Origin of the sequence: Pectobacterium sp. CHL-2024 (assembly GCF_044751765.1) — a bacterium.
Lineage (GTDB): Bacteria > Pseudomonadota > Gammaproteobacteria > Enterobacterales > Enterobacteriaceae > Pectobacterium > Pectobacterium brasiliense.
On record NZ_JBIXKO010000002.1, the window covers coordinates 221,956 to 234,138 of the forward strand.

Genomic DNA, 12,183 nt, shown 5'->3' on the forward strand with positions numbered 1-12,183 from the left:
TTATTTATTCTTCCGTCTGCACGCCAAGCCACCCTTCCCGTCCAGGAAACGGCGCACGTTCAATCCGCCCGACGGGCAGCGTGGCGGGGTCATCAGGCAGTAAGGCGGAAAGCGGACAAAATTCGATGTGCTGCTGGCGGGCGCGAAACAGCAACTGACGGAACTGCGCCAGCTTCGCGCCACCTTCAACCTCCGCATGGATGGTGTAGACCGGCACGCCGCGATCCTGCTGGATCGCCTCAAGAATAAAGTCGTTAAATTCACCGTCGCTCACGCGCTCGCCGATGACTTCATCGTAGGTCGGCAAGGTGACTGGGATCTGCACGGTGCCCAACTCACCATTTTCCAGGCGCGGTCGAAAAGGTCGGGTGCCGCGGCAGTCGCTGTTATAGTCCAGATTCCAGCGCTGCTTCATCTCTACAACGCGCGAATCGGCTCGCCAGCCTGCCACGGCGGAACAGCGCACTGGCGATGGCAGAATCGACGTCAGCGCATCCATGCCTTCACGGAACTGCGCGGCCAACTGAGCATCCGACCAACGGGCGACATTCGCCTGCCAACCGTGATGATCCCAGACATGTAGCCCGACTTCATGGCCTGCGTCGTGCGTCTGGCGGATTAACGAACTAAACCGCGCGCCGATATGACGCCCCGGCCATGCCGTACCCGCCAGCAAGATATCCCAGCCGTAGAGCGAGGCCGCGTTGGAGCGCAGCATCTTCCATAAAAAGCGTGGACGCAACAGACGCCACAGGTGACGCCCCATGTTGTCCGGCCCGACGCTAAAAAAGAAGCTCGCCTGAATATCGAACTCTGCCAGCACATTTAGCAGCGCGGGCACGCCGTCCCGCGTACCGCGCCAGGTATCGACATCTATCCGCAGGCCAACACGCGTCATCCCTGCGCATCCTTGGCGTCAGCAGTGTGCTGGGGATCAACGGTACGCAGAAAATAGTCCAGCGTTTCCGCGACGGTTTGATCCATCTTCACTGTCGGCTCCCATGCCAGCAGGCGTTTGGCGTTGCGAATGCTTGGCGTACGGTGCTCCACATCCTGATAGCCTTTGCCGTAATAGCTGCTGCTTTCCACGTCAATAAACCCAGCGAACGGCGGGAAGCGGTCACGCAGCGGATGCGCATTAAAGCTGGTCAGCAGCATTTCGCCTAGTTCGCGGATACTGGCTTCATTATGCGGATTACCGATATTGATGATCTGCCCGTCGCACTGGCCGTTGCGGTTTTCAATAATGCGGAACAGCGCTTCAATGCCGTCATGAATGTCGGTAAAGCAGCGCTTCTGCTCCCCGCCATCCACCAGCTTGATCGGCGATCCTTCCACCAGATTGAGGATCAGTTGGGTAATCGCCCGGGAGCTGCCGATGCGTGCCGCATCCAGCGTATCCAGACGCGGCCCCATCCAGTTAAACGGACGGAACAGCGTGAAGCGCAGGCCGTTTTTCGCACCGTATGCCCAGATCACCCGATCCAACAATTGCTTGGACACGGAGTAGATCCAGCGCTGCTTATTGATCGGCCCAACAATCAAACGTGAGGTATCTTCATCAAATTCTTTGTCATCACACATGCCGTACACTTCTGAGGTGGACGGGAAGACAATGCGTTTGTTGTAGCGCACGCAGTCGCGCACGATTTTCAGGTTTTCTTCAAAGTCCAGTTCAAACACGCGCAGCGGGTTACGGGTGTATTCGATAGGCGTGGCAATCGCCACCAGCGGCAGAATGACATCGCATTTCTTGATGTGGTATTCGATCCATTCGTTATGAATGCTGATATCGCCTTCCACAAAATGAAAACGCGGATCGCCAAGAAAACGGGCGATGGCATCCGAGCTGATATCCAGCCCGTAAATCTCATAGCGATCGTCGCGCAGCAGGCGTTCGGTCAGGTGATTACCGATAAAGCCATTCACGCCGAGGATCAGAACGCGCGTGCGGCGTCGTTGTACACGACTGGCGAGGTTACCCAGTTTCGCCTGTGGCACCATGCCCATTTCCGCCGCCAGCCGGTTGCCTGACATATACAGCCCGGCTTCACTCTGCCCGCTGACGATCTCAAGCGCATCCTCACCGCAAGACACCACCAGCGGCGACGTCGAGATGATCGCGCCCGGTTCCTGCTTCACCCCATTGGCTCTCACATCGTTGCTTTTAACGCGATTAACCTTCACTACACGAGCACGCCAGATAATCACTTTGCGCTCACCGAGAAACGTAAACGCGCCCGGATACGGCTCCGTCACCGCGCGGATCAGGTTGTTAATCTCACGGGCACTCTTTTGCCAGTCGATCAGCCCGTCTGCCGCCGTGCGACGTCCGAAATAGCTGGCACGACTGTCATCCTGCGGCGTCAGCATAATCTCACGTGAGCGAATCAGCGGCAGTTGCTGTGCCAGCAGCGCGGCAGCGGCGGTACGACATTTGCCATGCAGCGTCAACGCGGTGTCTTCCTCATCAATCGCCACTACGGACTGGGCGACGATATCACCGGCATCAGCGCGAGACACCATCTTGTGCAGCGTCACGCCCGTCTGCGTTTCGCCGTTCACCAGCACCCAGTTCACCGGCGCACGTCCCCGATAGCGCGGCAGCAGTGAACCATGCAGATTAAATGCGCCAAACGACGGTAGCTGGAGAATGTCATCGCTTAATAGCGTGCGGTAATAGAAGGAAAAAATAACATCCGGCGCCAATTCCCGAATGCGGTTCACCCAGAGCGGATGGTTAACGTCTTCCGGTGCAAACACCGGCACGTCCATCTCGGCAGCCGCTTTCGCCACTGAGGCATAGAAGTGGTTCTCGCCCGGCGCATCGCTATGCGTGAACACCGCCTGAATCTCATAGCCCGCGAGCTTTAACGCCTCAAGGCCGACACAGCCGATATCATGGTAGGCAAATACGATCGCTTTCATTCTTCTTCATCCCGTAAAGTGGTAGCCAGTGGCGTTGCCGCACTCACTGTTTTTTGCACAAAATAGCGTGGTCGGGCACGGACATCGGTATAGATACGGCCGATGTATTCCCCTAAGAGCCCCATCCCGACAAACTGCGCGCCGATAAACATGAACAGCACGGCAAACAGCGTGAACACGCCTTCTGCCGCCCATTCCGCACCGAAAAACAGACGCAGGCCGATCAACAGCAACGCCAGCAAGAAACCCGACAGCGCAACGACGCTGCCAATCAGGCTAAGTATGCGCAGTGGCGTCGTCGTCAGGCAGGTCAGCAGGTCGTACATCAGGTTAATCAGCTTCAGAAAGCTGTATTTAGACGTGCCGAATTCACGCTCGGCGTGCAGCACATCGATCTCGATGGTTTTCCGGGCGAAGGTGTTGGCAAGGATAGGAATAAAGGTGCTGCGTTCATGACAGTGCAACATCGCGCTGACGATGTGGCGACGATAAGCACGCAGCATACAGCCGTAATCCGCCATGGATTTCCCGGTCGAACGCCGGATCATCATGTTGATGGTTTTCGAGGCCAGTTTGCGGAACAGCGAATCCTGCCGGTTTGCCCGCACCGTGCCGACCACGTCATATCCTTGCGCGGCATACTCCACCAGCCGTGGGATTTCTTCCGGCGGGTTCTGCAAATCGGCATCCAGCGTGATGACCACATCGCCCACCGCCTGCTGAAACCCAGCCATAATGGCCGAGTGCTGGCCATAGTTACGGTTCAGCAGCACGGCGATAATATGCTTTTCCGGGTCGCTCGCCGCTTCGGTCAGCAGATCCGCCGAACGATCGCTGCTGCCGTCATCGACCAGAATAATTTCCCAGGGTTTACCGATCTTCTGACAGGCCGCCAGCGTGCGTTCGATCAGCACAGGCAAACTCTCTTCTTCGTTATAAACGGGAATCACAACGGAAACATTTTTGATGTCATCAATCACGAACAGACTCCAGAATCGAGGTTAGCGCCGCGACGACGCGATCAACATCGCTGTCCTGCATATCGGGGAACAGCGGCAGCGTCATCAGCGACGCCGAATTCCACTCCGTTGCCGGCAGATGCAAGTGGGGATAGCGCTCACGGTAATATTTCTGTGTATGCACCGCTCTGAAATGCAGCCCGGTGCCAATACCGCGTGCCTGCAACGCCACCATCAAATCATCGCGTGATATGCCGCACTGCGTTTCATCCACGCGCACCATAAACAGATGCCAGGCGTGCAAATGGGGGTAATCAGGAACAGCCAGCGGCTGGAGCGGCAGCGAACGCAGTTGGGTGAGATAGCGCGCCGCAAGCTGCTGACGGCGGGCGTTGATCGCCGGGAGTTTATCCAGCTGCACCAGCGCAATCGCCGCATTGATGTCCGCCAGATTGTATTTAAACCCCGGCGTCACCACTTCGGCCTGCGGCTTGCGCCCCTGCAACTGCCTGTCGAACGCATCTACACCCAGCCCGTGAAACTTCAGGCTGCGTATGCGCTCGGCGAGCGCTTCGTCGTCCGTCACCACCATGCCGCCTTCCGCACAGGTGATGTTCTTAATCGCATGAAACGAGAAAATGGCGGTTCCGCGCGCACCGATCCATTCATCGCGATATTGCGTACCGACGGCGTGCGCCGCATCCTCAATCAGCGGGATGCCGTAGCGCTCGCTGAGAGCACGAAGCGCCGCCAGATCGGCCGGAGCGCCAGCATAGTGCACGGGAATAATCGCTTTGGTCTTCGGTGTGATAGCCGCCTCAATATCCTGCGGTCGCACCATCAACGTATGCCGATCCACGTCAACCATCACCGGTTCCGCGCCCAATAGCGTGATGATATTGATGGTTGAAACCCAGGTCTGAGACGGCGTAATTACCTCGTCGCCGGGGCCAATACCGAACGCCATCAGCGTGACGTGCATGCCGCCCGTCGCCGAGCTGACCGCAATCGCCTGTCGACACCCGATTCGCTGGCAAAACGCCTGCTCTAATTGCTGACATTTCGGCCCCGTGGTTATCCAGCCGGATCGTAATACTTCCGCCACGGCAGCAATTTCCTCTTCGCCCATGTTCGGGCGGGAAAAAGGCAAAAAATCCGTCATAACGTATTCCCAAAATAAATAACGGCGAGAAATCATCATTCCGCAGTCTAAATAATGAAGCCTTAAGCCAACCTTAATTTATTGCGATAATCATAAAACCACAGATAAACGGCACGACATGACAAAACGGCCAAAAGACATAATTAATTACAATGCAAAAATGAACTTTTCGCGAATAACCGAATAACAAAATTTCGTTTTATTGATTTACAGCAAGAAATTAATCTTCGCCAAATAAGTCTCGCGTATAGACTTTGCCCCTCACATCGTTTAATTCATCGGCATAACGATTGGTAATAATAATGTCACACTGTTGTTTGAAACTGTCGAGTTGATGAATGACAGGGAAATCTAAAAAATCATCATCATCAATCCCAGGTTCATAAATTACCACTTTGATTCCTTTCGCTTTTATTCTTTTCATAATCCCCTGAATGGAAGAGAATCGAAAATTATCCGACCCCGCTTTCATGATGAGGCGGTGGACGCCGACGGTTTTCGGATGGCGACGGATAATCGTGTCGGCAATGAAGTCTTTTCGCGTATGGTTAGCATCCACGATAGCCTTGATCAGGTTATTCGGCACAGTACGATAATTCGCCAAAAGCTGCCGGGTATCCTTCGGTAAGCAGTAGCCGCCATAGCCGAACGACGGGTTATTGTAGTAATCGCCAATACGCGGATCGAGGCATACGCCTTCAATAATCTGCCGGGTATTCAGCCCCAGCGATTCGGCATAGCTATCCAACTCGTTAAAGTAGGCCACGCGCATCGCCAGAAAGGTATTTGCAAACAATTTTATCGCTTCAGCTTCAGTTGGGTCGGTAAACAGCACGCGAATATCTTTTTTTAATGCGCATTTCATCAATAGGTTAGCGAAGAATCTTGCCCTTTCTGACCGCTCGCCCACCACAATTCGCGACGGATAAAGATTGTCGTGTAACGCCTTACCTTCACGCAAAAACTCGGGTGAAAAAATGACGTTATCCGTATCCAACTGCTGGCTGATTTTCTCGGTGAAACCAACAGGCACTGTCGATTTAATCACCATAATCGCCTGCGGATTAATCGCCAGCACGTCGCGAATGACTGCCTCTACCGACGACGTGTTGAAATAGTTGGTTTGCGGATCGTAATCTGTCGGTGTAGCGATGATCACGAACTGCGCATCGGTATACGCCTCATGTTTATCCAGCGTCGCGGAAAAATTCAGCGTTTCATGTTGCAAAAAACGCTCAATCTCGGCGTCATTAATCGGCGATTTTCGTTGATTCAACAGCGCCACTTTTTCCGCCACAATATCCAACGCCACAACCTGATGCTGTTGCGCTAATAATAATCCATTCGATAAACCGACATATCCCGTTCCGCTAATCGCTATTTTCATGAAGGGCTCTTTATTTCATTACTGGCTAAAAAAATCTATTTCGCCGCAGTATCTTTCTTCTGTTTTCATCTGAATAGAGGGGTAACATGTCAATTTATTTCCTGTTCCTCTCCCGCGATGCATCGCTACCATTCACAAATACACTGTTACTTTATCCGTCGATAACGTCGGAAGCACAGCATCCTTATCATTAGCAATTCCAGTTAAACGCCAATTAAACATAGCGTATTTAATGATAAATAAAGATCTTCTTACACCTTGTGACTTTTTTAAATCATTAGCGTGAAAACAAATTTTCATGAATTTATGTAACACGACGTCATTTATCTTAGATGATATTGGCGAATAAACATGATGATACCGGTTTATTTTCAAGTTTTTATCAACGCTACATGGAGATACTGTGTAGAGACGTTACTTTATTATCAAAGCGGTTTATTGTTCGATAAAATCGACAAAAAAATCATAAGCCTGTCTCATCAATTGCCAGCGCAACAGTCAGAAACGTCTACACTTATCATCAGTCATTTCTTTGGCTAAGGATGGGAAGGACAATGAAGGTCAGCACGAGTGACAAGGCCAGCCAGTATCAAATGCCGCTCCAAAAATTGATGATCGTCTTTATGCTCTTCATCATCACCACAGTAGTGGCGCTGAACGGATGGGCCGTCTTCAATTCTCATCAACAGCTTATCGATTCCACAGAGCGAAACGCCAAAAATCTGTCGCTGTCGCTCGCGCGCCATGCCGAAGATACGTTTTTACAAGTCGATATATTGTTGCAAGATTTACAAGAGCGCATCGAGCAGGATGGCCAATCGCCTGCGCAATTGAACCGCCTGGGCGATATCCTAAAGAACCGCAAAACGGCGCTGCCGCAGCTGCATGGCATCTTCATTTACGACAACAAAGGCGAATGGCTGGTGAACTCGGGAGTATCAAAACCCGCCAATGCCAATAACGCTGACCGAGAGTATTTCAAGTATCACCAGAACAACGTCAGCCAGACCATGCACATCGGCAGCGTGATTCAGAGCCGCTCTACGGGCGATCTGATCATCCCCGTTTCTATGCGCATCAATAAGCCAGACGGCAGTTTTGATGGCGTGCTGCTCGCCACCCTCTCACTGAACTATTTCAAACAGTATTATGGCTACTACTCCCTTGGGAACATGGATGTACTCGCCATTCTGCTGTCCGATGGACGGATTCTGTACGGACGCCCTTACGACGACTCTTATATAAACCGAAATGTATCCAGCGGTCCGCTCTTTTCAGAGTATCTGAAACAGTCCGAAAGCGGCACGGCGACGATCGTCTCCACGCTCGATCACATCGAACGGATTTATGGTTATACCAAATTAAAACGTTACCCCATCGTCATCGCAGCGGGGTTCGATCTTGGGTTAGTACTCAACAAGTGGCGATCGGACAGTTTGGTCTACGGTGCCATTACCTTAATTCTGCTGTTCACCATCACCTTACTCGGCCTGATCGTGCTGAGACAGATTCGCATCAATGTGAAAAATCAGATCGATTTAACCATCGTGCGCGATGAACTTACGTCGGTTAACCACACGCTGCAAACGCTGGCGCTGTTCGATGGCCTGACGGGCTTAGCCAACCGCCGTCAGTTTGATATTTTCCTGCAACAAACCCTATTGCAGGCCGCAGAGAAGCGGCAGTGTATCGCGCTGATCATGATCGATGTCGACGCCTTCAAGAAATATAACGACCACTATGGGCATGTGGCAGGCGATGAGTGTCTGCGCAAGATCGGTAACCTCCTGAGCAATATGCTGCGACGTAACGAGGATTTGGTCGCCCGCTATGGCGGTGAAGAGTTCGCCATCATTATCACCGACACGGATAAACAAAGCGCCGCCGCGCTGGCTCAGCGAGCGCTGGATTTGGTGCGCGAGGAAAAGATCCCGCATGAAACCACGCTATTCCCGGAAAAAATCGTCACCATTAGCGCCGGTGTCTACGTGTTCTGCGCCGATAATCCACCACCAACGGCGTCGTCCATTATCGATATCGCCGATGCTGCACTGTATCGCGCCAAAAACGGCGGTAAAAACCGTATAGAGGTGAGTGAGTAGCGCAACCAACGCCCATGCAACTTGAAGTATGACGGGTATAGAAACAATTAATGTTGATGCAATACCTGACAGCACGCGCAGCTTCTGACAAAATAGCGGCCATCTCCCCCTATTTCAAATTGATGGGTCTCTTCTCAGATGGCAGCAAAGATTATTGATGGTAAAACGATTGCGCAGCAGGTCAAAGACGAAGTTGCCGCACGAGTCACGCAGCGTTTAGCAGAAGGAAAACGCGCACCGGGTCTGGCTGTTGTGCTGGTCGGCGAGAATCCAGCGTCACAGATTTATGTCGCCAGCAAGCGCAAGGTGTGTGAAGAAGTCGGCTTTATTTCCCGCTCTTATGATTTACCCATCACCACAACGGAATCTGAGCTGTTGGCACTTATCGACCAGCTCAACGCCGACCAGACGATTGACGGTATTCTGGTTCAACTTCCGCTGCCGGAAGGCATCGATAACACCAAGGTGATTGAACGCATCGCACCAAGTAAAGATGTGGATGGCTTCCATCCTTACAACGTGGGTCGTCTGTGCCAGCGCGCGCCAATGCTGCGCGCCTGTACGCCACGCGGCATCATCACGCTGCTGGAGCGTTATAATATCGACACCTTCGGGCTGAATGCCGTTGTGGTCGGCGCGTCTAATATCGTTGGTCGCCCGATGAGTCTGGAACTGCTGCTGGCTGGCTGTACGACTACCGTCACGCACCGTTTCACCAAAAATCTGCGCCACCATGTTGAAAACGCCGATCTGCTGGTTGTCGCGGTGGGTAAACCGGGCTTCATTCCCGGCGAATGGATTAAACCGGGCGCGATTGTACTGGACGTGGGCATCAACCGTCTGGAAAGCGGTAAAGTGGTCGGCGATGTGGAATTTGAAACGGCGCAGGAAAGAGCGTCTTACATCAGCCCCGTACCGGGCGGCGTCGGCCCAATGACCGTTGCCACACTGATTCAAAACACGCTACAGGCGTGCGAAGAGTATCATGACCACGCCGAATAATTGGCGAGTCAAACACGGATAAGCAGGAATTTATGGCAACCTTTAATCTTGAAAAGCATCCGCACGTTGAACTGTGCGATCTCTTGAAACTGCTGGGCTGGAGCGAAAGTGGCGCAGCAGCCAAACTGTCTATCGCCGCAGGCGACGTGACCGTCGACGGCCAGACGGAAACGCGCAAGCGCTGCAAAATCGTTGCCGGGCAAACCGTTCAGTTCAATGGCGAGACGGTAAACGTTACCGAGTAACCCTCACAGCGTCGAATCATGACGAAAAAAAGCCCGCAATTTCATTTTTGCGGGCTTTTTATTTACGAAAAGCGTATGACAGGAAGAAAGCGTTACTTACGGCGCCAGATCGTTCCCTGCGGGCCATCTTCCAGCACGATCCCCATTTCATTCAGGCGATCGCGAGCCTGATCCGCTAGCGCCCAGTCTTTCGCCGCACGCGCATCTTTACGCTGTTGGATTAACGCTTCGATTTCCTTCACTTCCTCGTCATCCACCTGCGCGCCATTTTGCAGGAACTGCTCAGGATCTTGTTCCAGCAGGCCAAGCACGCCGGATAGTTTGCGCAATGCCGATGCCAGCTGGTTCGCCGCTTGTACATCTTCCGTTTTCAGGCGGTTAACTTCACGCGCCATATCAAACAGTACCGAATAGGCTTCCGGCGTGTTGAAATCGTCGTCCATCGCTTCGCGGAAACGGGCTTCAAACTCGTCACCGCCGTGCGCCGCAGCGCTAGCATCCGTTCCACGCAGCGCCGTATACAGACGATCCAGCGCCGCACGTGCCTGTTTCAGGTTGTCTTCGCTGTAGTTCAGCTGGCTACGGTAGTGGCCTGACATCAGGAAGTAACGCACGGTTTCCGGATCGTAATACGCCAGCACGTCGCGTACGGTGAAGAAATTGTTGAGCGACTTTGACATCTTCTCGCGGTCAACCATCACCATGCCGGAATGCATCCAGTAATTCACATACGAGCCGTCGTGTGCACAGCTGGACTGCGCGATCTCGTTTTCGTGGTGCGGGAACATCAAATCTGAACCGCCGCCGTGAATATCAAAATGCGTGCCCAGCTGTTTGCAGTTCATGGCAGAACATTCGATGTGCCAGCCAGGGCGCCCTTCTCCCCAGGGAGAGGACCAGTGAGGTTCACCCGGCTTGGACATTTTCCACAGCACGAAGTCCATCGGGTTACGCTTCACTTCGGTAATTTCAACGCGCGCGCCAGCCTGCAACTGATCCAGATCCTGACGAGACAGCACACCGTAGCCCGGTGCGGTATCAACGGAGAACATCACATCGCCATTACTCGCAACATAAGCGTGGCGACGGGCAATCAGCGTTTCCACCATTTCGATGATGTCGGCAATATGGTGCGTCGCACGCGGCTCGGCATCCGGACGCAGAATATTCAACGCATCAAAATCGGCGTGCATCTCTGCGATCATGCGAGTCGTCAGTTGGTCACTGGTTTCCCCATTCTCGATCGCACGTTTAATAATTTTGTCGTCAATATCGGTGACATTACGCACATATTTCAGTGAATATCCCAGATACCGCAAATACCGCGCCACCACATCAAACGCCACGAAAGTACGCCCGTGACCGATATGACACAGGTCATAAACGGTGATGCCACACACATACATTCCCACCTGACCGGCGTGGATAGGTTTAAATTCCTCTTTTTGGCGACTCAGCGTATTAAAAATCTTTAGCATCAGGGCGTTCCAGTGTTTTTATAAAAAATGGTTTTCACAAAAAAATGGTTTCAAAGAAATGGTTTTCACAGCCGCAGTTAGCGTCAGTAACATCAATGCATTCAGGGTTGACACCCAACGGCGTATTGAAACCTGAACCCTACTGTATTGCAAGGTTAATAAGAAGAGGGAATCAGCGAGAAAGGATAAAAATGAAATGGCCCGGAAAATCCGGGCCATTTCACATCACTAGCGGTGACTGACAAAAGCAATCCGCCGACAAAAAACCATTAACGCCAGCGCGGATTGGACATCACAGAGTATTTTCCGCTACCGAGCAGGGCAATCGCGATACCCGCAAAGAAGAACACCGCCGTACCTTCAACACCCCAGGCACCGGTTTTGGCCAGAGTGACAAAACCTTCAGGGTGAACCAGTAAGGTTGCGACGACCATGGTGAAGGAGAAGATCAGCGCAGAAGGACGTGTAAGAATCCCGAGAATCATCAGAATCGGGGTGATGACTTCTCCGACATAGACACCGTAACCAACAAAAGCAGGGAGCCCTGCCGAGGTCAGCATGCCTTCAATGGCACCGATGCCGCCATGTACTTTGTGCCAGCCATGAAACAGCATCAAAACGCTGAAAGATACGCGCAAAAACAGTTTGCCAAAATCCGGTTTGTCTAATAAACGATTAACACTATCCAGAATACCCAGCATAGTTCACCTATCTCTTTAGAGTTATTTATGAAGAATAAGAATTACTCTCAGATTAATCTGAGCCGCAAAAAAAGAACACGTTGATTACGCAAAACATTGATCTGGGGCAACAAAAATATCATTCAAATTAATTAACTGTAACTTGAAATTTTGATCAATTTATTTGTTTTTAAAAGTCCCTATTGCCTGATTAACACCTTATTGCGCACTATTATTAAG

10 protein-coding genes are annotated in these 12,183 nt (G+C 52.2%); 3 read left to right on the plus strand and 7 right to left on the minus strand.

Going from position 1 to position 12,183, the window contains the following annotated elements:
* Positions 1-4: 4 nt before the first annotated feature.
* From arnD to ACIPUG_RS05985, 5 genes are all read right to left on the minus strand, one after another.
* Positions 5-898: a 4-deoxy-4-formamido-L-arabinose-phosphoundecaprenol deformylase gene (arnD, locus tag ACIPUG_RS05965; protein WP_400337838.1), complete on the minus strand. Its 894-nt coding sequence runs from the start codon at positions 896-898 to the stop codon at positions 5-7.
* Positions 895-2,928, minus strand: a complete 2,034-nt coding sequence (gene arnA / locus ACIPUG_RS05970) for a bifunctional UDP-4-amino-4-deoxy-L-arabinose formyltransferase/UDP-glucuronic acid oxidase ArnA (protein WP_400337841.1) — start codon at positions 2,926-2,928, stop codon at positions 895-897. The genes arnD and arnA overlap by 4 nt, the downstream gene beginning before the upstream one ends.
* Entirely contained in the window at positions 2,925-3,908 is a 984-nt protein-coding gene (arnC, locus tag ACIPUG_RS05975; protein WP_400337843.1) for an undecaprenyl-phosphate 4-deoxy-4-formamido-L-arabinose transferase, read from the minus strand. Before arnC ends, arnA begins: the two co-directional genes overlap by 4 nt.
* On the minus strand, positions 3,901-5,049 hold the full coding sequence (gene arnB / locus ACIPUG_RS05980; RefSeq protein ID WP_400337846.1) for a UDP-4-amino-4-deoxy-L-arabinose aminotransferase: 1,149 nt from the start codon (positions 5,047-5,049) through the stop codon (positions 3,901-3,903). Before arnB ends, arnC begins: the two co-directional genes overlap by 8 nt.
* Before the next feature lie 220 nt (positions 5,050-5,269).
* On the minus strand, positions 5,270-6,436 hold the full coding sequence (locus tag ACIPUG_RS05985; RefSeq protein WP_100018406.1) for a nucleotide sugar dehydrogenase: 1,167 nt from the start codon (positions 6,434-6,436) through the stop codon (positions 5,270-5,272).
* 554 nt (positions 6,437-6,990) lie between these two features.
* Here ACIPUG_RS05985 and ACIPUG_RS05990 point away from each other — a divergent pair.
* The 3 genes from ACIPUG_RS05990 (at position 6,991) to ybcJ (ending at position 9,785) form a co-directional block, all read left to right on the plus strand.
* A complete protein-coding gene (locus ACIPUG_RS05990; protein WP_100018405.1) occupies positions 6,991-8,538 on the plus strand; it encodes a sensor domain-containing diguanylate cyclase in 1,548 nt (515 codons plus the stop codon).
* A 138-nt stretch (positions 8,539-8,676) separates the two neighbouring features.
* A complete protein-coding gene (gene folD, locus ACIPUG_RS05995; RefSeq protein WP_039316385.1) occupies positions 8,677-9,540 on the plus strand; it encodes a bifunctional methylenetetrahydrofolate dehydrogenase/methenyltetrahydrofolate cyclohydrolase FolD in 864 nt (287 codons plus the stop codon).
* 32 nt (positions 9,541-9,572) lie between these two features.
* Positions 9,573-9,785, plus strand: a complete 213-nt coding sequence (gene ybcJ, locus ACIPUG_RS06000; RefSeq protein WP_010280314.1) for a ribosome-associated protein YbcJ — start codon at positions 9,573-9,575, stop codon at positions 9,783-9,785.
* A 92-nt stretch (positions 9,786-9,877) separates the two neighbouring features.
* On the opposite strand, the gene cysS is transcribed toward ybcJ, so the two are convergent.
* The gene (gene cysS / locus ACIPUG_RS06005) at positions 9,878-11,263 is read right to left on the minus strand and encodes a cysteine--tRNA ligase (protein ID WP_039464501.1); all 1,386 of its coding nucleotides are present in this window, start codon (positions 11,261-11,263) and stop codon (positions 9,878-9,880) included.
* Positions 11,264-11,532: 269 nt separating this feature from the next.
* Positions 11,533-11,964, minus strand: coding sequence for a DoxX family protein (locus ACIPUG_RS06010; RefSeq protein ID WP_039273581.1), 432 nt, complete (start codon positions 11,962-11,964; stop codon positions 11,533-11,535).
* Between the last annotated feature and the right edge of the window lie 219 nt (positions 11,965-12,183).